General features: G+C 72.2%; 22 protein-coding genes. 8 read left to right on the forward strand and 14 right to left on the reverse strand.

Annotated elements, in window-relative coordinates; translation table 11 throughout:
• Window positions 1-12 precede the first annotated feature (12 nt).
• The 6 genes from G6N10_RS16850 to G6N10_RS16875 are packed head-to-tail and all read left to right on the forward strand — an operon-like array spanning window position 13 to window position 6455.
• The gene (locus G6N10_RS16850; protein WP_179962847.1) at window positions 13-1044 is read left to right on the forward strand and encodes an MCE family protein; all 1032 of its coding nucleotides are present in this window, start codon (window positions 13-15) and stop codon (window positions 1042-1044) included.
• The gene (locus G6N10_RS16855; protein ID WP_085101122.1) at window positions 1041-2387 is read left to right on the forward strand and encodes an MCE family protein; all 1347 of its coding nucleotides are present in this window, start codon (window positions 1041-1043) and stop codon (window positions 2385-2387) included. The genes G6N10_RS16850 and G6N10_RS16855 overlap by 4 nt, the downstream gene beginning before the upstream one ends.
• Window positions 2384-3562, forward strand: a complete 1179-nt coding sequence (locus G6N10_RS16860; protein ID WP_407663993.1) for an MCE family protein — start codon at window positions 2384-2386, stop codon at window positions 3560-3562. Before G6N10_RS16855 ends, G6N10_RS16860 begins: the two co-directional genes overlap by 4 nt.
• Complete coding sequence (locus G6N10_RS16865) at window positions 3559-5259, forward strand: MCE family protein (RefSeq protein ID WP_085101125.1); 1701 nt, start codon at window positions 3559-3561, stop codon at window positions 5257-5259. The genes G6N10_RS16860 and G6N10_RS16865 overlap by 4 nt, the downstream gene beginning before the upstream one ends.
• Window positions 5256-5960 carry an Rv1363c family protein gene (locus tag G6N10_RS16870; protein WP_085101128.1) on the forward strand — a complete coding sequence of 235 codons (705 nt, stop codon included), beginning with the start codon at window positions 5256-5258 and terminating at the stop codon, window positions 5958-5960. Before G6N10_RS16865 ends, G6N10_RS16870 begins: the two co-directional genes overlap by 4 nt.
• On the forward strand, window positions 5961-6455 hold the full coding sequence (locus G6N10_RS16875) for an Rv1363c family protein (RefSeq protein ID WP_085101131.1): 495 nt from the start codon (window positions 5961-5963) through the stop codon (window positions 6453-6455).
• Here G6N10_RS16875 and G6N10_RS16880 read toward each other — a convergent pair.
• Together G6N10_RS16880 and G6N10_RS20070 are read right to left on the reverse strand one after the other, a co-directional pair.
• A complete protein-coding gene (locus G6N10_RS16880) occupies window positions 6452-7891 on the reverse strand; it encodes an alpha,alpha-trehalose-phosphate synthase (UDP-forming) (RefSeq protein WP_109750659.1) in 1440 nt (479 codons plus the stop codon). The two genes, G6N10_RS16875 and G6N10_RS16880, sit on opposite strands and share 4 nt — an antisense overlap.
• Window positions 7892-8053 carry a hypothetical protein gene (locus G6N10_RS20070; RefSeq protein WP_109750660.1) on the reverse strand — a complete coding sequence of 54 codons (162 nt, stop codon included), beginning with the start codon at window positions 8051-8053 and terminating at the stop codon, window positions 7892-7894.
• A gap of 78 nt (window positions 8054-8131) precedes the next feature.
• Here G6N10_RS20070 and G6N10_RS16885 point away from each other — a divergent pair, with 78 nt between their 5' ends.
• Both G6N10_RS16885 and G6N10_RS16890 read left to right on the forward strand, forming a co-directional pair.
• Window positions 8132-9064 (forward strand): enoyl-CoA hydratase, encoded by a 933-nt coding sequence (locus tag G6N10_RS16885; protein ID WP_085101134.1) that lies wholly within the window; start codon window positions 8132-8134, stop codon window positions 9062-9064.
• Between the two features lie 4 nt (window positions 9065-9068).
• On the forward strand, window positions 9069-9554 hold the full coding sequence (locus tag G6N10_RS16890; RefSeq protein ID WP_085101137.1) for a hypothetical protein: 486 nt from the start codon (window positions 9069-9071) through the stop codon (window positions 9552-9554).
• Here the strand turns inward: G6N10_RS16890 and G6N10_RS16895 are convergent.
• The 12 genes from G6N10_RS16895 to G6N10_RS16950 all read right to left on the reverse strand — a co-directional run bounded on the left by G6N10_RS16895 (window position 9520) and on the right by G6N10_RS16950 (window position 20578).
• Window positions 9520-9996 (reverse strand): hypothetical protein, encoded by a 477-nt coding sequence (locus tag G6N10_RS16895; RefSeq protein ID WP_085101140.1) that lies wholly within the window; start codon window positions 9994-9996, stop codon window positions 9520-9522. The two genes, G6N10_RS16890 and G6N10_RS16895, sit on opposite strands and share 35 nt — an antisense overlap.
• Complete coding sequence (locus tag G6N10_RS16900) at window positions 9983-10561, reverse strand: hypothetical protein (RefSeq protein ID WP_109750662.1); 579 nt, start codon at window positions 10559-10561, stop codon at window positions 9983-9985. Before G6N10_RS16900 ends, G6N10_RS16895 begins: the two co-directional genes overlap by 14 nt.
• 36 nt (window positions 10562-10597) lie before the next feature.
• Entirely contained in the window at window positions 10598-11176 is a 579-nt protein-coding gene (locus G6N10_RS16905) for a hypothetical protein (protein ID WP_163742558.1), read from the reverse strand.
• Between the two features lie 23 nt (window positions 11177-11199).
• Window positions 11200-12156 carry an MlaD family protein gene (locus G6N10_RS16910; RefSeq protein ID WP_085092407.1) on the reverse strand — a complete coding sequence of 319 codons (957 nt, stop codon included), beginning with the start codon at window positions 12154-12156 and terminating at the stop codon, window positions 11200-11202.
• Window positions 12153-13136 carry an MlaD family protein gene (locus G6N10_RS16915; protein ID WP_085092408.1) on the reverse strand — a complete coding sequence of 328 codons (984 nt, stop codon included), beginning with the start codon at window positions 13134-13136 and terminating at the stop codon, window positions 12153-12155. The genes G6N10_RS16910 and G6N10_RS16915 overlap by 4 nt, the downstream gene beginning before the upstream one ends.
• Entirely contained in the window at window positions 13133-14191 is a 1059-nt protein-coding gene (locus G6N10_RS16920) for an MlaD family protein (protein ID WP_085092428.1), read from the reverse strand. The genes G6N10_RS16915 and G6N10_RS16920 overlap by 4 nt, the downstream gene beginning before the upstream one ends.
• 8 nt (window positions 14192-14199) lie before the next feature.
• The gene (locus tag G6N10_RS16925; RefSeq protein WP_308206059.1) at window positions 14200-15168 is read right to left on the reverse strand and encodes an MlaD family protein; all 969 of its coding nucleotides are present in this window, start codon (window positions 15166-15168) and stop codon (window positions 14200-14202) included.
• Entirely contained in the window at window positions 15156-16187 is a 1032-nt protein-coding gene (locus tag G6N10_RS16930) for an MlaD family protein (protein ID WP_234810395.1), read from the reverse strand. The genes G6N10_RS16925 and G6N10_RS16930 overlap by 13 nt, the downstream gene beginning before the upstream one ends.
• On the reverse strand, window positions 16184-17209 hold the full coding sequence (locus G6N10_RS16935) for an MlaD family protein (RefSeq protein WP_085092409.1): 1026 nt from the start codon (window positions 17207-17209) through the stop codon (window positions 16184-16186). The genes G6N10_RS16930 and G6N10_RS16935 overlap by 4 nt, the downstream gene beginning before the upstream one ends.
• A 7-nt stretch (window positions 17210-17216) precedes the next feature.
• Window positions 17217-18047 (reverse strand): MlaE family ABC transporter permease, encoded by an 831-nt coding sequence (locus G6N10_RS16940; RefSeq protein WP_085092429.1) that lies wholly within the window; start codon window positions 18045-18047, stop codon window positions 17217-17219.
• Between the two features lie 11 nt (window positions 18048-18058).
• The gene (locus G6N10_RS16945) at window positions 18059-18871 is read right to left on the reverse strand and encodes an ABC transporter permease (protein WP_085092410.1); all 813 of its coding nucleotides are present in this window, start codon (window positions 18869-18871) and stop codon (window positions 18059-18061) included.
• A gap of 138 nt (window positions 18872-19009) precedes the next feature.
• Entirely contained in the window at window positions 19010-20578 is a 1569-nt protein-coding gene (locus tag G6N10_RS16950) for an LCP family protein (protein WP_085092411.1), read from the reverse strand.
• Window positions 20579-20645 lie beyond the last annotated feature (67 nt).

Below are 20645 nucleotides of genomic sequence, written 5' to 3' on the forward strand. Positions count from 1 at the left end.
GAGAACAACCCGTTGCGGACCGGCATCTTCGGCATCGTCTTGGTGGCCTGCCTGGTGCTGGTGTCCTTCGGGTACACCGCCCTGCCGTTCTGGCCGCAGGGCAAGGTGTATTCGGCGTATTTCGCCGACGCAGCGGGCATTGCGCCCGGTGACGACGTCAACGTGTCCGGCATCAACGTCGGCAAGGTGAAGTCGATCGCGCTGGCCGGCACCGCGGCCAAGGTGGACTTCACCGTGGACCGCGGCGTGCGGGTCGGTGACGCCTCGCTGGTCGCGATCCGCACCGAGACGGTGCTGGGGCAGAAGTCGCTGGCCGTCACCCCGCTGGGGGCGGGCTGGACGACCGACATTCCGCTGGAGCGCACCACCACGCCGTACACCCTGGCCACCGCGCTGCAGGACCTCGGCGGCAACGTCGCCGCGCTGGACAAGCCCCAGCTGGAGACCGCGCTGAGCACCCTCACCGAGTCGATGGCGGCCGCCACGCCCGCGCTGCGCGGGACGCTGGACGGGGTGGCGAACCTGTCGCGCACCATCAACGCCCGGGACGAGGCGCTGGGCCAGTTGCTCGGCCACGCCCAGTCGGTGACCAAGTCGCTGGCCGGCCGCTCCGAGCAGGTCAACAAGCTGATCCTGGACGGCAACCAGCTGTTCGGCGCGCTGAACCAGCGGCGCCAGGCGCTGAGCACCCTGATCGCCGGGATCGACGACGTCTCGGCGCAGCTGTCCGGCTTCGTCGCCGACAACAAGCGCGAGTTCGGGCCTGCGCTGGAGAACCTGACCAAGGTGCTGGACCAGATGCTGGAGCGGCGCGACTACATCAGCGAGGCGCTCAAGCGGCTGCCGCCGTATGCCACCACGCTCGGTGAGGTCGTCGGCTCGGCGCCCGGTTTCCAGATCAACCTCTACGGCCTGCCGCCGGCCACCATGGCCGAGGTGCTGATGGACGCCTACTTCCAGCCCGGCAAGCTCCCCGACAGCCTCTCGGATTACCTGAAGGGCATGATCTCCGAACGACTCATCGTGAGGCCGAAGTCACCATGACCGAGCGCACCATCTCCGGACTCCGGCTGGGCCGCGGCGCGCGGCTGGCGGTGATCGCCGCCCTGGTGGCGATCCTGGTCGCCGCCGCGGCACTGCTGTGGCCGGGCCGCGGCGGCACCAAGGTCGTCGGGCTGTTCAGCTCGGCGGTCGGCATCTACCCCGGTGACGAGGTTCGGATGCTCGGCGTGCCGGTGGGCCGGATCACCGCCATCGAGCCCCGCGCCGAAGACGTCAAGATCACCATGATGGTGGACAAGTCGGTGCAGATCCCGGCCGACGCGCGGGCCATCGTCATCTCGCCCAACCTGGTCGCCGCCCGATTCATCCAGCTCACCCCCGCCTACGACGGCGGCCCGGAGCTGGCCGACGGCGCGGTGCTGGACCTCGACCACACCGGGGTGCCGGTGGAATGGGACCAGGTCAAGGAGGAGCTGACCAAGCTGTCGGCGCAGCTCGGCCCCGGCCCGGGCGGACTGTCCGGCCCGGCCGCGGAGTTCATCGACCAGGCGGCGAGCACCCTGGACGGCAACGGCGACTCGTTCCGCACCGCGCTGCGGGAAATGTCCCAGGTGGCCGGCCGGCTCGGGGACTCCCGGACCGACCTGTTCGGCACGGTGCGCAACCTGCAGGTGCTGGTGCACGCGCTGTCCGAGAGCAACGAGCAGCTGGTGCAGTTCTCCGGACACGTCGCCTCGGTGTCGCAGGTGCTGGCGGACAGCTCCGTCGGCCTGGACACCACCCTGGCCAGCCTGAACACCGCGCTGGCGGACGTGCGCGGGCTGCTCGGTGAGCACAACCAGTCGCTGATCACCTCGGTCAACAAGCTCACCGAGTTCTCCACGCTGCTGTCGAACCAGTCCGACGACATCGAGCAGGTGCTGCACGTCACGCCCAACGGCCTGGCCAACTTCTACAACATCTACAACCCGGCCCAGGGCACCATCGCCGGCGTGCTGTCGTTGCCGAACTTCGCCAACCCGGTGCAGTTCATCTGCGGCGGTACCTTCGACATCGGTGCCACCCCGGACAACTACAAGCGCGCCGAGATCTGCCGTCAGCGGATGGCCCCGGTGCTGCGCCGGTTGACGATGAACTTCCCGCCGGTGACCTTCCACCCGGTCAACAGCATCACCGCCTACAAGGGGCAGATCATCTACGACACCCCGGAGACCGAGGCCAAGGCCCGGACGCCGGTGCCGTACCTGCAGTGGCAGCCCGCCGACGGCGTCACCCCGCCGGTCATCCCGCCGGGCACCACCCTCGGCGACATGGTGCTGCCGCCGGCGGAGAATCCCGGCCAGATCTCACCCGGACCGCCGTTCATCATGGGAGGTGGGCGGTGATCAGGCCAACCATCAGCCGGCTGACCCGCGCGCTGGCGCTCGGCTCGGTGGCCACCGTGCTGGCCGGCTGCTCCTTCGGCGGGCTGAACTCGCTGAACATGCCGGGCACTCGTGGCCACGGACCCGGCTCGTTCACCATCTCGGTGCAGCTGCCCGACGTGGCAACGCTGCCGCAGAACTCGCCGGTGCTGGTCAACGACGTCACCGTCGGCAGCGTGTCGGGCATCGCCGCGGTGCAGGACGCCGACGGCAGCTTCCACGCCACCGTGCAGCTGTCGCTGGACGCCGAGGTGAACCTGCCCGCCAACGCGACCGCGACGGTCGCCCAGACCTCGCTGCTGGGCTCCCAGCACGTCGCGCTGTTGCCGCCCAACGGCCCCGCCGACGAGCGCAGGCTGAGCCAGGGCGACGTCATCGAACTCGGCTCCACCGGGCGCTACCCGACCACCGAAGAGGTGCTGTCCTCGCTGGGCATGGTGGTCAACAAGGGCAACATCGGTGCGCTGGAGGACATCACCGAGGAGCTCTACGCGGGGGTGGCCAACCGGTCCGGCAGCTTCGTCGACCTGATCCCGCGGCTGGCCGAGCTGACCGGTTCGCTGCAGCGCCAGACCACCGACATCCTGGCCGCCGCCGACGGGCTCAACCGGTTCTCCGGCATCCTGGCGCGCAACCGGGAGAACCTCGGCCGCGCACTGGAGACGATGCCCGACGCGCTGCGGGTGCTCAACAAGAACCGCGCGGAGTTCATCGCGGCGTTCGCCGCGCTGGGCCGGGTCGGCACGGTCGCCGCCAACATGCTGGACAAGACCAAGGAGGACTTCGGGGCGAACCTGAAGGATCTGTACCCGGTGGTCAAGGCGCTCAACGACAACGCCGAGGACTTCGTCAAGGACCTGACCTTCCTGCCGACGTTCCCGTTCCACACCAAGTACCTGCGCCAGGCGGTCCGCGGTGACTACCTCAACGTGTACGCCACCTTCGACATGACCGCGCGCCGGATGGGTGAGGCGATGTTCGGCACCTCCGGATTGGACCCGAACATGAAGCACATGAGCGAGATCCTCAACGCCCCCGACTTCGTGGTGGGCGCCTCGGCGAACCTGTCCGGGCAGGCCGCCGACCCGTTCAAGATTCCGGCGGGGACCGCGACCCAGTGGGGAGGAGACCGGTGAGGCTCGATCGGCTCGCCCGCATCCAGCTGGCGATCTTCGCGGCGGTGACGCTGCTGACGGTGACCGCCATCGCGGTGTTCTATCTGCATGTGCCGGCCAAGCTCGGCTTCGGCAGCTACCAGGTCAACGCCGAGTTCGACGCCGGCGGGGGCATCTACCGCAACGCCAACGTCACCTTCCGCGGCGTGACCGTCGGCCGGGTGGAGAACGTCGGGCTCAACGACGCCGGCGTGGTCACCGAGCTGCGGCTCAACAGCAACGTCGAGGTGCCGGACAACGTCGAGGCGACCGTCAAGAGCGTCTCGGCGATCGGCGAGCAGTACATCGACCTGGCGCCGCCGACCTCGGAGGATGGCGTCGCCACCCCGGCCGCGGGTGTGCTGGCCGACGGCGCGATGATCGGCAAGGACCGTACCTTCATCGGCCAGGACATCGCCGGCATGCTGGCCCAGGCCCAGGAGCTGGTCAGCACCGTCGACAACAGCCGGCTCAAGGAGATGCTGAGCGGGGCGTTCAAGGCGTTCAACGGGAGCGGCCCGGAACTCAACCGGTTGCTGCGCTCGGCGCGCGGCCTGGTCGATGAGGCCAACGCCAGCGCCGATCAGACCATCGCGCTGGTCGAGGAGGCCGGCCCGATGCTGGACGCCCAGATCCGCAGCGGCCAGGACATCCGCACCCTGTCGGACAGCCTGGGCCGGTTCACCACCGAGTTGCGCGGCGCCGACCCGTCGCTGCGCAGCCTGCTGGCCACCGCCCCGGCCACCGCCGACGTCGCCAACACCGCGTTCACCGGCATCCGGCCGGACTTCCCGGTGCTGGCGGCCAACCTGGCCAACCTGAGCCGGATCGGGGTGATCTACCACAAGTCCATCGAGCAGGCGCTGGTCATCTTCCCGGCGCTGATCGCGGCGCTGAACACCGTGGCCGGCGGCGTGCCCGCCGACGAGGGCGGCAAGCTGGACTTCAAGGTCGACCTCGGCGACCCGCCGACCTGCAACGTCGGCTTCCTGCCCGCCACCCAGATCCGCAGCCCCGCCGACGAGACGCTGCGCAACCTGCCGACCGACCTGTACTGCAAGGCCGCGCAGAACGATCCCACCGCGGTCCGCGGCGCGCGCAACTACCCCTGCATGGAGTTCCCCGGCAAGCGCGCCCCCACCGTGCAGCTGTGCCGTGACCCGGCCGGTTTCATCCCGATCGGCGCCAACCCGTGGCGCGGGCCGCCGATCCCGTACGGCTCGCTGCCGGTCACCGACGGGCGCAACATCACCCCGCCGAACAAGTTCCCGATGATCCCGCCGGCGGCGGACTACGACCCGGGCCCGCCGGTGGTGTCGCTGCCGCCGGGCACCCCGCCGGGCCCCGGCCCGGCGCCGCACGCGCCGTTCCCGCTGCCGCTGCCGCCGGTCGACGGGCCCGCTCCCGCGCCGTGGCCGTACTTCGCCCCCGAGGACCAGGTGCTGCCGCCGTACGCGCGTCAGCCCGCCGGACCGCCGCCGGGACCGGCCGAGCAGCCGGCCGCCGAGCAGCCGGCCGCCGAGCAGCCGCAGGCCGCCGGGCCGGTGTACGGCAGCTACGACAGCAATGGCCGGTTCGCCGACGGCGAGGGCGGCACCGCGGTGTTCACCGGCGGCGATGCCGGGCTGGCGCCCGCGGAGAACCTGGTCGACCTGATGCTGGGGCCGAGGGCACTGTGAGCGCGGACTCCGAACGCCGGCCACGCCGGCGGGCGGCCCGCGCCGCGGGCCCGACCGGCGCGGCGGGCACCGTCGTGAAGACCGCCGTCGTGCCGGCCGCGGTCGAGCCGGTGGACGTCACAGACGAGGCCGCCGGGCCGGCCCGGCCGAAGACCCCGGCGCCGCCGGTCCGCGGCCGCCGGGCCCCGAACCGGCGGCTGGTGGGCATCCTCACCCTGGTGGTGGGGCTGCTGGCGACCGCGGGGCTGGGCGGCGCGGTGGCCCTGGCGGCGATCGACCGGCACGACATCACCGCGACCGTCGACCGCCAGCAGCGCTTCGTCGACACCGCCCGGCAGTTCGTGGTGAACATGTTCAGCTACACCCAGGAAAATGTCGACGAAAGCGTGGAACGGTTCGTCGGCAGCACCAGCGGCCCGCTGCGGGACATGTTCAGCCAGAACAACAACGCCGAGACGCTCAAGGCGCTGTACCGGGACACCAACGCGAGCTCCGAGGCGGTGATCAACGGTGCCGCGCTGGAGGACATCGACGAGACCGCGGGCAACGCCTCGGTGCTGGTGGCGGTGCGGGTCACCGTCACCGACCTGGACGGGGTGAACAAGCCGTCCCAGGCGTTCCGGCTGCGGGTGGTGGTGCACGAGGACGACGACGACGTCATGACGGCCTACGACCTGAAGTACCCGGAGGGCGGCAACTAGATGTCCGACACACGAGGGCTGCTGACCCGGCTGGCGGCCGCCGTCGCGGTACCGGTGCTGATCGGCGCGGCGGGCACCGCCGGCTGGCTGTACTGGGACGCCAGCTCCACCCGGGCCGCCCAGGACACCAGCGTGCAACTGCGCAAACTGGCCACCGAAGAGGTGCCCAAGGTGTTCGGTTTCGACTACCAGACCGTGGAACGCGCCATGATGGACGTCGGCACGCTGCTCACCCCGGACTACCGGCGCGAGTTCGCCGACCGGGCCAAAAAAGACATCATCCCGGCCGCCCGGGAACGCCAGCTGGTCACCCAGGCCAACGTGACCGGCGCCGGTGTGCTCGAAGCCGGACGCAACTCGGGATCGGTGCTGGTGTTCCTGAACCGCACCGTGACCGACAAGTCCAAGCAGTCCAGCTACGACGGCAGCCGGCTGCGGGTGGACTACCAGCGGGTCGACGGCGACTGGCTGATCAGCTACATCGCGCCGATCTAGGCGCCGCGCACCGATCCGAGCGCGGCCAGAAACGCCCGCGCCCAACGGTTGACGTCGTGGGTCAGCACCTGACGGCGGAGCGCCCGCATCCGCAGCCGGCCCTGCTCCGGGGACTGGCTCAGCGCGGCGGCCATCGCGTCCTTCACGTCGTCCAGGTCGTGCGGGTTGACCAGGTAGGCCTGCCGGAGCTCGGCGGCGGCGCCGGTGAACTCACTGAGCACCAACGCGCCGCCCAGATCACCGCGGCAGGCGACATACTCCTTGGCGACCAGGTTCATCCCGTCGCGCAGCGCGGTCACCAGCATTACGTCGGCCGCGGCGTAGTAGGCGATCAGCTCGTGCTGCGGCACCGCGCGGTGCAGGTAGCTGACCACCGGGTGGGCGACCCGGCCGAACTCGCCGTTGATCCGGCCCACCTGCCGCTCGATGTCGTTGCGCAGCAGCCGGTAGGAGTCCACCCGCTCCCGGCTGGGGGTGGCCAGCTGGATCAGCACGGTGTCCGCGGGATCGACGCGGTCCTCGGCGAGCAGCTCGGCGAAGGCGCGCAGCCGCACGTCGATGCCCTTGGTGTAGTCCAGTCGGTCCACCCCGAGCAGGATCTTGCCGGGGTTGCCCAGGTCGGCGCGCAGCTCCCTGGCGCGCCGGCGGACCTCGCGGGCCCGGGCGGCCTGGTCCAGCGCCGCCGCATCGATGGAGATCGGGAAGGCGCCGACCTTCACGGTGTGCGAGGCGGTGCGCACGGTGCCGAACCGGCCGCGCACCCCGACCGTGCCGCGGGAGACCTCGGCGGCCAGCAGCTTGCGGGCCAGGATCATGAAGTTCTGCGCGCCGCCGGGCAGGTGGAAGCCGACCAGGTCCGCGCCGAGCAGGCCCTCGATCAGCTCGGTGCGCCAGGGCAGCTGCATGAACAGCTCGACCGGCGGGAACGGGATGTGCATGAAGAAGCCGATGGTGACGTCGGGCCGCAGCTCCCGCAGCATCCGCGGCACCAGCTGCAGCTGGTAGTCCTGCACCCACACCGTGGCGCCGGGCGCGGCGGTCGCCGCGGTGGCCTGCGCGAAGCGGCGGTTCACCGCGACGTAGCGGTCCCACCACGGCCGGTGGTACTCCGGGCGGACGATCGCGTCGTGGTACAGCGGCCACAGCGTGGCGTTGGAGAAGCCCTCGTAGTACTGCGCGACGTCGGTGCCGTCCAGCCGGACCGGGCGCATCTCGATGCCGTCCAGGAACACCGGTTCGTCGACGGCGGCGGTGTCGTCCTGGGCGATGCCGGGCCAGCCGATCCAGGCGCCGCGCTGCTGGCGCAGCAGCGGTTCCAGGGCGGTGACCAGGCCGCCGGGGCTGCGTTTCCAGCCGGTCTCGCCGCCGGGGCCGATGACCTGGTCGACCGGCAGCCGGTTGGCGACAACGACGAAGTCAGCCGACCCGGGGGCCACCTACGCCTCGGGTTTGGCGGGGTCGATGCCGAGCATCGACAGGAACACCCGGCACTCGTCGGCGTCGGTGGCGTAGGCCGCCACCACCCGGCTGGCCTGGATGGCGGTGTCGTCGCCCAGGGGCTGCACGTCGTCGAGGTCGGAATCAGTTTTCGCGGGCATAACCCCAGCATAGGCACTTGGCCCGCCGCAACGGACCCCGGCATTGACACAAACCGGCCAAGACGTAAAGTCTGGCCCATGGCAACGCCACCGCACCCCGAACCCGCCGCCGAGGCGGGCGCCGCCGAATTCGTCAGCTACGAGACCCTGGACTCCGGCCGGATCGCCCGGATCTGGCTCAACCGTCCGGAGGCGCACAACGCCCAGAACCGGACCCTGCTGGTCCAGCTCGACGACGCGTTCCGCCGGGCCGAGGCCGACGACGAGGTCCGGGTGGTGATCCTGGCCGCCCGCGGCAAGAACTTCTCCGCCGGCCACGACCTGGGCTCGGAGGCCGCGATCGCCGAGCGCACCCCGGGTCCGGGCCTGCACCCCAGCTACACCCGCGACGGCGCCACCCGCAAGGGCATGGTCGAGCAGCTGATGCTCCAGGAGTGGCACTACTACTTCGACAACACCTGCCGGTGGCGTGACCTGCGCAAGATCACCATCGCCCAGGTGCAGGGCAACGCGATCGCCGCGGCGCTGATGCTGATCTGGGCCTGCGACCTGATCGTGGCGGCCGACGACGCCCGGTTCTCCGACGTGGTGGCGGCGCGACTGGGCATGCCGGGCGTCGAGTACTTCGCCCACCCGTGGGAGTTCGGGCCGCGCAAGGCCAAGGAACTGCTGCTGACCGGCGACGCGATCGACGCCGAGGAGGCCTATCGGCTCGGCATGGTGTCCAAGATCTTCCCGGCCGAGGAACTGGCCGACAAGACCCTGGAGTTCGCCCGCCGGATCGCCGACCGGCCCACCGTGGCCGCGCTGCTGGTCAAGGACTCGGTCAACGCCGCCTCCGACGCGATGGGGTTCAGCGAGGCGCTGCGGCATTCCTTCCACATCCACGAACTCGGCCACGCGCACTGGGCGGCCTACAACGAGAACCGGTTCCCGGTGGCGCAGCCGCCGGATGTGCCGGACTGGCGCAAGGCCGGGCCCACCGAGTTGGCCCGCCCCGACGTACCGTGACCGGATGAGCCGCGCGCTGGGACTGGTCGTCGCGCTGACGGCCGCCCTGGCCACCGCGCCGGCGGCCGTCGCCGACCCGCAGCCGTGGCCGAACATCCGGTTCTTCGCGGCCGCCGAGCCGGCCGCGTTCACCGTGGCCGGCGCCGACGGGGTCTGGTTCCGTGCGCCCGGCGGGCAGAACTGCGGCATCTGGGGCCCGGGCAGCTTCGGCTGCGCCGGGGACATCCCCGGGGCGCCGCCGGGCACCGCCGCGCTGGGCTGGGTGGCCGGCGACCGGGCCGTGCACTACGACTGGACGGTGCCGTGGCGGATGCCGCAGACGCCGGCCCAGGCGCCGCTGCCGCCGCGGCAGCTGCTCACCCACCGGGGCAGCAGCTGCGCGGTGACCGACGACGGCCACACCTACTGCGAGCGCGGGCCGCTGCGGTTCCTGCTCTCCCCGGTCGGCAGCCGGCTCAGCCCGCCGTGGCTGGACCTGGCCCGCCGATGAGCACCGCGACCACCAGGGTCTGCCCGCCGGGGTGCTCGATCACGCTGGTGCCCAGCCGCTGGTAGCCGCAGTCCGGCAGCGTCGCATAGCCCTGCAGCAGGGCGACCTCGATGGCGTCGGCGGCGGTGTCCGCCGCGCCCTGCAGCTGGACCGCGGCGGCGGCGTCGCTGCCCAGATCGTGCAGCACCGCCAGCGGATCGTCGACCGGCACATACTCGGCGCGGTGATCCAGGTAGTCCGCGGTGGACCGGTTGGACAGTTCGGCCGCGCGCTGCGCCAGCGGGTCGGCGACCAGCGCCGGGCAGCCGGCCGCGGCGCGGGTCGCGGCGATGGCCGCGTCGAAGGCGGCGGCGCCGGGTTCGGCGCCGGCCGGGCCCGCGGTGAGCAGCGCGGCGGCCAGCAGCGCGGCGGTCACGGCGCGGCGGTGCTCACCGGCAGACATCGGACCGATTGATCCGGGAGCCCCAGTACTTGACCCGCTGCATCGACGGCCCGGTGAACCAGGCCGGCTGGCGGGCCCGCAGCCCGTTGCCGACGTTGGACAGGTGCTGCCACAGCCGATAGAAGCTCTCGCCCTGGTAGATCGGAAAGTAGCTGTCGCCGGCGAAGGTCCGCTGCTGGGTCAGCGCCCCGGCCCGCGGGCTCAGGAAGGCCACCGCGGTGTCGATGTTGGTCAGCACGGCGGCGGCGTGGGCGGGGATGTCCTCGACCGACCAGTTGCCGTTGCGGCTGATCAGCTTGATGTTGAACCGGTCGATCTGGCGAAGCAGTTCGCCGTACTGCGCGTCGTACCACTGGCACATCTCGCGTTCGGCGGTGATGTCCGCGTCGGTGACGTGCCGACGGCTGGCGTCGTAGGGGTAGGGGAACTTGGGCTGCCAGTCCGAGGCGACCGGGGTGATCATCGGCAGCCGCGGCGGCGGCGGCTCCTGGCCGACCGGGTCCGGCGGGTCGGCCCGGCCGGGGGCGGCGGTGAGCAGCAGCACCGCGGCCAGCAGGCCGGCCAGGGTCCGGCGGGTCGGCGTTGCGGTCGGCACGGCCGGCTACCGTCCGCCCAGCGCGGCGTCGATGCCGCCGACGTCGGTGATCGCCCAGCCCCGCTGCGGGTCGACGGTGATGCTGTAGGTGGCGGTGGACTGCAGGCCCTGCGGTGCCTGGGCGGTCTTGGTCAGCACGCTGACGAAGGCGTCCACCACGTACCGGTCGCCGGCCTCGGAGCGGACGATGGCGGCCACCGGCTTGGCCGTCGACTCCCAGCGCAGCGGGGTCAGGATCTGCTCCATCGAATCGGCCGCCTCGCCGAGCCGGGCGGACAGCTCCGGGGAGGCCCCGGCCACCAGCCGGATCTTCCAGTCGGACAGGTCGCGGTGGTCCATCCGGGCCGCGCCGACCGCGTAGTCGATGGCGACCTGCTGCGCGCGCTCCCGGTCGGCGTCCCGGCTGGCGGCCGCGGTCAACTCGCCGCGGGCGTCGAGGTACAGCCAGGACAGCACCCCGACCGCGAGCACCAGCGCGGCGAGGACGGTGCCCACGGCCAGGGTGCGCACCGACACCGACAGCTGCCGGGTCGGCCGGGGGGCGTTGGGCTCGGGGGTTTCGGGGGTTTCGGGGGTTTCGCCCACGGTTCTGCCTTTCTCGTGGTGGGTCAGCGCGGCGGAAGCACGTTGACGCGCAGGTCGATGGCTCCGTCGGGGGGGATCCCGCGCAGCATGTTGTCCAGCATTCGGCCGGTGTCGAAGCCGCCCAGCGCCGAGCCGATCGCGCGCACGTTGGGCAGCAGGGTCTCGGCCAGCACCTTGACGTCGGGGGAGCGGGAGTCCAGGAATCGCTGGATTCTGCTCAGGTAGTCGCGGAACCGTTCCAGCGCCTCCGGCGAGCCGGCCAGCACCAGGTTCATCGCGCCGGCGAACACGCCGGCCAGATTGGCGCCGGCCGCGTCGATGTCGGGAGCCAAACTGGCCAGCGCCGGACCGGCGAAGCCGGCGTCGCGCAGCAGCGTCTGGGCGTTGCGCAGCAGTTCCCGGCCGCGGCCGTCGGCGCCGGTCGCCTCGGCGCGCAGCAGGGTGGCGGCCCGGGCCAGGTTGGGCAGCACCGCCTCCGGATCGGGCAGCGCCACATCGGCCTCGGCGACCAGGGCGCTGAGCCGGTCGGGATCGGCCTGCCCCAACAGCCGGCCGACGCTGACCGCCAGGTCGGAGATGGTCGGGGTGACGGCGATGGCCTCGGCGGCGATCCGGTCGCCGTCGGCCAGCATCGGTCCGTCGGCCCGGACCGGGAACAGTCCGACGTAGGTTTCGCCGAGCGCCGAAAGGTTGTCCAGCCGGACCATGCTGTCGGCCGGGACCCGGTGCGCGGCGTCGATGTAGAAGTGCACGGTGGCCGCGGCGGCGGTGGGTTCGATGGCGGTCACCTTGCCGACCGGAACCCCGCGCAGCAGCACACCGGAGCCGACCACCAGCCCGTTGATGTTCGGGACGCTCATGCTGATGGTGGCCCGCTGCTCGGGCGGGCCGGTACGCACCCCCAGCGCGCCGAGTTGGGCCACGGCGAACACCACGATGGCGGCCAGACCGGCCGCCGAGAGCAGGTTGGGCAGCTTCACGGGGTGGCCCCCAGCATCCGCAGCACGGTCGCCACGTCGCCGGACAGTTCCCGGCCCGACGGGTCCCGCACCGAGGTGATGTTGATCGCCGGGTACTTGTCCACCGGCAGGAAGTAGTCGTTGAACAGGGTGCGCCAGCGCGGGATCTCCTCGCCGATCGCGCCCCGGGAGCCCTGCACCGCCCCGGCGGCGTCGCCCAGCGTGGTCAGCATCGGCACCAGCCAGAAGCCACCGCTGTAGATGCTGCCGATCGACGGGATCATCACCGACAGCCGGGAGGTGACCTGGGTGGCCCGGTCCAGGCCGAGCATCCCGGCCGGCGACAGCCAGTGTTCGATCGCCGCCCGCTTGCCGCCGAGCACCGCCGCGGTGTCGGCCAGCCCGGTCAGCGCCAGATCCACCGAGTCCAGGTTGTCGGCCAGCTCGTCGAGATTCGTCGCGACCCGGGCGGAGATCTCGCCGAGCGCGACCGGGCTGCTCTCGGCCACCGTGTTCAGCCCGATCAGGGTCTGTTGCGCGCGCTGGATGGAGCCGCTGGCCACGAAGTTCGCCAGCCCGGCGATGGTGTCCTCGACCGACGGCGGGGAGCTGGTCCGGGCCAGCGGGACGGTCCCGCCGGGCGGCAGGGCCGCCGGGTCCGGGCCGGCGTCGGCCGGGCGGTACAGCGCGACGAACACGTCGCCGAGCACGGTGGGCTGGGCCAGGGTGGCGTGGCTGTCGGCGGGGATCGGCACCCCGGCGTCGACGCGGGCGGTCACCACCACCTTGCGGTCGGCGATCGCCACGGCGGTGACGGTGCCGACGGTGACGCCGTCGAGCACCACCCGGGCCCGATCCGGCAGGTTCAGCGCGCTGTCGAACTCCAGTCGCAGGTCGTAGCCGTTGCGGTCGCCGCCGGACAGCGCTCCCGGTGCGCTGCACGACGCCAGCAGCACCGCCGCCAGGGCCGGCGCCAGGGCCAGCGCGGCGCGCCGGCTCATCGGGCGGCCTCGATCAGCGCGTACTGCAGCAGCGCCACGTCCACCGCGTAGGGGGTGCCGGCGATGTCGGCGCAACTGCCCGGCACCCGGGAGTTCATGATCCCGCACTGCAGCAGCCCGTCGGGGGTTCGGATCCGGAACATCGGCGGTCGCCACTTGAGCTGCAGCCCCTGGTCATTGAATCGGTCGGCGGCGTTGCTGATCCAGCCCGGGATCGGGTTGAGCAGGCCGGCCAGCGCGGTGGCGTGCGGGCTGGCCTTGCGCAGCGGGATCGACACGGTGTCGAGCACCCGCTGGGTCTCGTCGCCGAGTTCGCGCTCCAGGTCGGCGACCATGGTGACCATCAGCGGCAGCGTTTCGGTCATCCGGCGCACCCCGTCGGTGGCGGCCACCAGATCGCCGGTGGTCGCCTCGGCGTCCAGCAGCACCTGTTTGGCGGTGCCGCGCAGCGCGGTCAGCTCGCCGCTGAGCTGCGCCAGGTTGGCCAGCACGGCGCCGGTGTCGCTGATCGCCCGGTCCGGGCTCTGCAGCAGCGCGGACATCCGGGTGAGCAGATCGGCGGTGCGCGGGCCCTGGCCGTGCAGCCCGGTGTACAGCCCGTCGACGGTGTCGGCCAGGCCGGTCGATCCCGGCGGGCTCAGCGCGTCGGCGAAGGTGGCGATCGAGCCGACCAGTTCCGACAGGCTCTTCGGGGTGGCGGTGCGATCCGGGGGGATGCAGCGCGCCGGGTCGAGTTCGGGCCCGCCGGTGTGGTTGCCGACCAACTCCAGCGAACGGTCGGCCAGGATCGAGGTGGACCGGGTGACCGCGCGGACGTCGGCCGGGATCCGGCGGTCGGCCTCGACGGTGAAATCGACCCGCACGTGCTCGGCGGCGGGGGTGACGGCGCGGACGGTGCCGATCGGGTAGCCCAGCGCGGTGACCGGGTTGCCCGGGTACAGCCCGATGGCGTCGGCCATGATCGCGCAGCCCTCGGCGCCGGCGGCCGGGCGGCCCGGCCCGCACGAGGTGGCGGTGGCCAGCACGCACACCGCCACCGCCAGCGCGGTCCGCATCGGTCTCATCAGCAGGCCCGATCCGGCAGCGGGATGCACAGGTCGGTGGCCAGCAGCACCGGCCGGGCGTTCTGCGCGTCCAGCACCCGGTCCAGCTTGTCCCGGACCCGGCGCAGGCCGCGGACCACCAGGCCGGAGCGTTCCGCCCAGGTCGCCACGATTTCCTGCCAGTTGCGCACCTTCTCGATGAAGGACGCGGAGTTCCCGGCGTAGAACTGGCCGACCGGGTTCAGCCCGTCGAGCACGTCGCCCATGCCGGCCAGCGCGCGGCCGAAGCCCTCGGCGTACACCACCAGGGTGGCCTCGATGATCGACACCTTCTGCAGCATTGCGCGCAGCTCGGCGGTGTGGCCGCGCAGCGCGTCGAGGTACTCGTCGGACACGTGCAAGATGGTGGAGAGCTGGCCGCGCTGCCGGTCGATCGCCGCGGTCAGGGCGTTGCCGGCGTCCAGCACGGTGGCGAAGGTGTGCGCGTTGTCCCCGCGCAGGCCGTCGGCGACCCGGTCCAGGGTGTCGTGTACCGATCCGGCGGCGACCTGATCGGTGATCCGGGTGGCGTCGGTGACGGTCCGGACCAGGTTGTAGGGCAGGGTGACGCGGTCGGCCGGGATCGGTTCGGTGCCCAGCGCGGTGTCGCCGAGGGAGACGATGGCGGTGTAGTGGCCGCCGACCACGGTGCGCATCCGGACCTGGATCTGGGATCGGTCGCCGACGAAGACGTCGCGGTCCACCAGGACCCGGACCCGGACCCGGTCGTCCTGCAGGTCCAACTCGTCGATCCGGCCGACGTTGACCCCGGCGATCCGGACCGGGTCGCCGGGGCGCACCGACGCGGCGTCGGTGGTGAAAAAGACCACCGGCCGCTGCCCGGGCGGGCCGGTGTACAGCGTCACCGCGGTCACCGCGATCACGGCGGCCAGCAGCAGGGCGCCGATCCCGAGCAGCAGCGTGCTGTCGGGGCGTCTCAGGGATTGCACAGCACCACCCGCTGTCCGCCCAGCAGTACGTCCATCGTCGCGGGCAGCTGGGCCGGGCCCCGCGAACACGGCACGATGTCCCCGGCCTGCGACGGCGGCCCGATGTTCTCCCAGACCACCGGGACCATCTTGAAGCCGTCGATGGAGTCGTTGAAGTTGGTCAGCGCCCGGTCCAGGCCGTCGTCGAGGTCGGCGCCGCGGCGCAGGCCCAGGTTGCCCAGCAGCCGGGCCAGCGCCCCGGTGAACTCCGGGCCGTACAGCGCGGACTTGCGGAACTCGTCGAGCACCTGCATCGCCGCGTCGATCGGCCGGTTGGCCCAGTCGATCAGCTGGATCAGTTCCCGGGACCGCCCGCCGGTGGCCTCCGACAGTGCGCTGAGGTTGTTCATCAGGGTGGCGATCACCGATTGCCGGTCGGTGACGAACTCGGTCAGGGTCCGGATGCTGGCCAGCATCGGGCCGACCCCGTCGCCGTCGCCGGACAGCAGCGTCGCGACGTTGTCGGTGAAGGTGTTGATCTGCTCGGGGCTCAGGGTGGCCAGCACCGGCTGCATGCCGTTGAACAGCGTGGTGACGTCCAGCGACGGCAGCGTCATCGCGGTCGGCAGGTGCGTCACGATCCGCGCCGGCGGGCCGTCGCTCTCGGCGTCGACCGGATCGATGAGCTCCAGGTAGCGCAGCCCGGTCAGCGCGGCGAACCTCACCGCCACCCGGGAGTGCTCGGTCACCGCGAACCGGTGCTGCACCCGGAAGTCGACCTCGGCCAGGCTCTGGCCGCCGCGGCGCACCACCCGCACCGCGTCGACCTTGCCGACCGGCAGGCCGCGCACCCGCACCTGGGTGTCGCCCTGCACCCCGGAGGCGTCGGTGAACTCGGCGGTGTAGGCCCGGGTCGGGCCGGCCACCGGCTGGCCCAGCACGTTGACCACCGTGACGCCGGCGGTCCCGGCCAGCACCGCGGCGAGCAGCAGGCGCAGCAGCGCCTTGCCGGGGGTGAGGGTGCTGCGGCGTCGGGTCACGGTGTGGCCCCCATCGCCTGCAGCCCGGCGGCCAGACCCGGCAGCTGGTCCAGGGTGACCCGGACCCGCAGCGCCCGCTGGTCCCCGGAGCCCTCGTACATCCGCTCGAAGCGGGTCCGCAGCTCCACCAGCGACTCCGAGATCTGCTCCGTCGCGGCGATGTTGGGCACCGGCCGGGCCAGCGACTGGACCACCTCGGTGGCCGGCAGCAGGTTGCGCACGTTGCTGGACAGCAGGGTGCCGACGGTGCCGAACAGGCCGGTCGAGGCCAGCTGGATGGTTGCCAGGAACCGGTCGGTGAAGAACTGCTCGTCGAGGTCGGCCAGCCCGGCGCCGTCGAGCCGGCCGGCCACGTTGGTGACGGCGTCGACGAACGAGGGTGCGGCCACCGCGATGCCCGCGGCGTTGCGGACCAGGTCGCCGGTCGGGGCGGTCTGCACGGCGGCGACGGCCCCGGTGACCAGCAGCACGGTCTCCAGCAGCGGGGTCAGCCCGTCGACGTAGCGGGTGGCGCGGTCGATCACCGACACCAGCTCGGGGGTGATCACGCCGTCGGTCAGCGCGCCGAGCCGGGACAGGAATTCCGGCATGGTGAAGTTGCCGCGCGGGTCCAGGGTCAGCCGCGCCCCGTCGGGCAGCGCGGGCCCGCCGGCCGGGCCGGCCGACAGGTGCACCCCGGTGATGCCGAAATAGTTCGCCGGGCGGTAGTCCATCGCCAGGTCGGTGCTCAGGCCGGCGGCGGCCGCCGGGTCCAGCGTCAGGTTCAGCCGGGCGCCGCCGCCGGGCCGGCCGGTGACCGTGGCGACCTGCCCGATCCGGATCCCGTGCATCAGCACCGGGGTGCCGTCGGTGACGCCGTTGCCGACGTAGTCGGTGTCGATGCTCAGCGTGTGCTGGGCATCGGCGCCGCCGAGCGGAAGCCGCACGGCCAGCCCGGCCGCCAGCGCCAGGACCGACAGCACGGCCAGCCCGACCCGGGTCAGGATCCGGGTCTGGCGTTCCTCGGAGGTGCGCAGCAACATTCGGCGGCTACCCGGTGAAGACGAACTCGGGTCGCAGGCCCCACAGGGCCACGGTCAGGGCGAAGTTGACCACCACGATGCTCACCAGGCTGGCGCGGATCGCCCGCCCGGAGGCCTCGCCCACCCCGACCGGGCCGCCGTCGGCGAAGTAGCCGTAGTAGCAGTGGATCAGGGTGACCAGCACGCAGAACACGATGGCCTTGGACAGCGAGTAGCCGATGTCGGTGGCGGACAGGAACTGCACGAAGTAGTGCCGGTAGGTGCCCGCGGGTTGGTCGCGAATGGCGGTGATGACGGTGTGGGCGGCGCCGAAGCTGGTGATCAGCACCACCAGGTAGCCGGGGATCATGCAGGCCAGCGCCCCGAGCAGCCGGCTGCCCACCACGAACGGGATCGGGTGCAGGCCCATCGCCTCGGTGCCGTCGATCTCCTCGGAGATCCGCATCGACCCGATCTCGGCGGTCATCCGGGTGCCGGCCTGCACGGCGAAGGCGATGCCGGCCACCAGCGGGGCCATCTCCCGGACGTTGGCGACGCCGCCGACGATGCCCGACAGCGCGCCGAAGCCCATCAGGTTCAGGATGGAGAACGCCTCGATCGCCACCGAGGCGCCCATCGCGGCGCCCATGATGAGCAGCACCGACAGCACCCCGCCGTCGACGATCAGCGAGCCGCGGCCCCAGGCCAGCCCGTTCATCGCCTGCCAGGTCTGGCGGCGGTAGCGGCGCACCGTCAGCGGCAGGTACCACAGCGTCTGGCCGACGAACAGCGTCCACTGGCCGACGGCCCGCAGGAATCGGGGCCCGGCACCCAGCGCGCCGGTGACCGCGCCGGTCATCGCCGCGGTCACTAGGAGATCTCCATCGGCACGAACATGGTCAGCGCGGCGGTGATCGAGACGTTGGCGATCACGATGCACACCACGTTGAGGACCACCGCCGAGTTCACCGCGTCGGCCACCCCGCGCGGGCCGCGGCGGGCCTCGATGCCGCGCAGCGAGGAGACGATCCCGACGATGGCGGCGAACACCACCGTTTTGGCGACCGCGGCCCACAGGTCGACGGTCCGGGCGAAGGTGCCGAAGGACATCCAGAAGCTGCCCGGGGTGACGTCGTTGAGGCCCACCGCGATCAGGTAGGCCGCGGTGACCGCGGAGGCGATGATGGCGAAGCACAGCAGCGGCGCGATCAGCAGCAGCGCCAGCACCCGCGGGACGACCAGCCGGCGCACCGGGTCGATCCCCATCGCGCGCAGCGCGTCGAGTTCCTCCCGGATCTGCCGGGCGCCCAGGTCGGAGGCGATGGCCGCGGCGGCGACCCCGCCCATCAGGAATCCGGCGGCCATCGGGGCGCCCTGGCGCAGCACCCCGAAACCGCTGGCCGCCCCGACCATGGAGGTCGCGCCGAGCTGGTTGACCAGGCCGCCGACCTGAACCGACACCAGTGCGCCGATCGGGATCGCCATCAGCAGGGCCGGGGTGGCGGTCACCCGCAGCAGCGTCCAGGCCTGCACCAGCAGTTCGCCGACCGGCAGCCGCAGCGTGACGGTGTCGCCGACGCCGTACCGAACGACGGACCCGGCCAGCACTGCGCCGCGGCCGATGCTGCGCAGGCTCTGCCCCGGGATGGCGGCAGGCCGGGGCGCGGTGCCGGTCAGCGCCATGAGGTGGGGCCACCGACCGGTCCAGCGGTTTCCGCAGTCATCGCATCCCCCGTCCGTTGCCGTCGAAACCGATCCGCAATGTATGAGGTTAGCCTGGCCTTGTCCACCGGCCGGCGGCCACCCCCGGTGGCCGGCGGGTCAGTTCACGCAGGGAATGTCGTCCCCGCCCAGCGGCGGGCCGACGGCGGGGCTCGGGTCGGCCCAGCCGGCCGCGGTGGAATTGGTGTACCCGGCGGTCACCGCCGAGGACGCCGGCGGCTCGGCGTCGGTCTCGGTCTCGGTCTGGATTTCCGCCGCGACCGGTTCGGTGGCCGGCGGCGGGGTGAAGTCGGCGTCGACGACGACCCGCACCCGGCCCGGTGCCAGCGTGGCGTCGGGCGCCACCGCGGCGGTGTCGATGCCCAGCGCGGTGGCGGCGGACCGGGCGTCGGACTCGGCGCCCGCCCCGTAGCCCACCGCGGTGACGGTCGGATCATCGGCCAGCGGATCGCGGCTCTGCCCGGCGGTGAAGCCGCGGGTGGTCAGGTCCGCCAAGACCCGGGCGGCCATCCCGGCGGTCTCGCCGGCGTTGACGACGTCGACGACGGTGTCCGGGTTCGGCGGCGCGGTGGCCGGCGCGTCGGGTTCGGGGTGGCCGAACGCGGCGGCCACCTCGGCGCGGATCGCGGCCGGGTCGACGATGTTGACGTCCTGGCCGTTGACCACCTGGTAGCGCAGCACCGGCAGGGTGCGGAACTCCACGGCGCCGCCCGCCAGCGCCTCCAGCCGCTTGAACTGGGCGGGATCCCAGCCCTGGGACAGCACCACGTCCTTGTGCGCGACGTCCATCAGCGCGTCGAGCTTGCCCACGTCGGTGAAGGTGCCGGAGCTGTTGAGCTGGCGCACCACCGAAAGCAGGAACGCCTGCTGGCGCCGGGTCCGATCCAGGTCACCGTTGTCCAGGCCGTGCCGCTGCCGGACGAACGCCAGCGACTGGGCGGCGTCGAGGGTCTGCAGGCCGGCCGGGAAGTCCGCGCCGGAATACTCGTCGTACACCGCGTGGTTCAGGCACACCCGCACCCCGCCGAGGCTCTGGGCGATGCCGTAGAACCCGGCGAGATTCACCTCGGCGAACAGGTCGATCGGCACCCCGGTCAGCTCCCGGACCGCCTTGATGGTGGCCTTGCGGCCGGCCTCCCGGCCGCGGGTCTCCAGCTCCTGCTGATCGGCGACGCCCTGCTCGGCGAGTTGCTCGGCGACGTAGGCCTTGGTCAGCCCGTAGGCCTCCTTGATCTTGATGTGGTCGTAGCCGGGCACCCCGGCGAACGGGACGTAGTCGTCGCGCGGGATGGAGAACGCGACGGAATTCTCCCCGCCCGCGCCGTCCGGTTCGACATGCATCAGGATCAACGTGTTGGTGTTGTAGCCGCCGGAATCGGAGTCGCCGGCGTGCAGCTTGTCCAGGATCTCCCTGGGCAGTTCGTCGCCGTGCTGGTCCTTGCGGGAGTCCAGGCCGATCAGCAGGATGTTGGTGCCGGCCCCGGTGGACCGATCGACGGCGTCCAGGGCCTGCGACACGGTGATCCCGCCGATCACGTCGTGCACCTTGACCCAGCCGAACGCGGTGGTGCTCAGCGCGCCGACCGACACCACGACCATGGCGACACGCGCCAGGACGGGGAGGCGCCGCGGTTTCTTCCGCGGCAGCCGGTGGCGGCTGCGCGACATCGGGTCAGTATGCGGCGCTGACCTGAGAGAACCTTTCGCGTGTCGGCGGCTAAAGCCTGGTGAACAG

This window comes from Mycolicibacterium fallax (genome assembly GCF_010726955.1).
Lineage (GTDB): Bacteria > Actinomycetota > Actinomycetes > Mycobacteriales > Mycobacteriaceae > Mycobacterium > Mycobacterium fallax.

Bases quoted from the DNA above. Each gene is read 5' to 3' on its own strand.
- G6N10_RS16875 (WP_085101131.1), top strand. From the start codon at position 5,961: ATGTCCGACACACGAGGGCTGCTGACCCGGCTGGCGGCCGCCGTCGCG.
- G6N10_RS16935 (WP_085092409.1), bottom strand. From the start codon at position 17,209: ATGTTGCTGCGCACCTCCGAGGAACGCCAGACCCGGATCCTGACCCGG.
- G6N10_RS20070 (WP_109750660.1), bottom strand. From the start codon at position 8,053: ATGCCCGCGAAAACTGATTCCGACCTCGACGACGTGCAGCCCCTGGGC.
- G6N10_RS16895 (WP_085101140.1), bottom strand. From the start codon at position 9,996: ATGTCTGCCGGTGAGCACCGCCGCGCCGTGACCGCCGCGCTGCTGGCC.
- G6N10_RS16890 (WP_085101137.1), top strand. From the start codon at position 9,069: ATGAGCCGCGCGCTGGGACTGGTCGTCGCGCTGACGGCCGCCCTGGCC.
- G6N10_RS16940 (WP_085092429.1), bottom strand. From the start codon at position 18,047: ATGACCGGCGCGGTCACCGGCGCGCTGGGTGCCGGGCCCCGATTCCTG.
- G6N10_RS16885 (WP_085101134.1), top strand. From the start codon at position 8,132: ATGGCAACGCCACCGCACCCCGAACCCGCCGCCGAGGCGGGCGCCGCC.
- G6N10_RS16920 (WP_085092428.1), bottom strand. From the start codon at position 14,191: ATGCGGACCGCGCTGGCGGTGGCGGTGTGCGTGCTGGCCACCGCCACC.
- G6N10_RS16945 (WP_085092410.1), bottom strand. From the start codon at position 18,871: ATGGCGCTGACCGGCACCGCGCCCCGGCCTGCCGCCATCCCGGGGCAG.
- G6N10_RS16950 (WP_085092411.1), bottom strand. From the start codon at position 20,578: ATGTCGCGCAGCCGCCACCGGCTGCCGCGGAAGAAACCGCGGCGCCTC.
- G6N10_RS16915 (WP_085092408.1), bottom strand. From the start codon at position 13,136: ATGAGCCGGCGCGCCGCGCTGGCCCTGGCGCCGGCCCTGGCGGCGGTG.
- G6N10_RS16855 (WP_085101122.1), top strand. From the start codon at position 1,041: ATGACCGAGCGCACCATCTCCGGACTCCGGCTGGGCCGCGGCGCGCGG.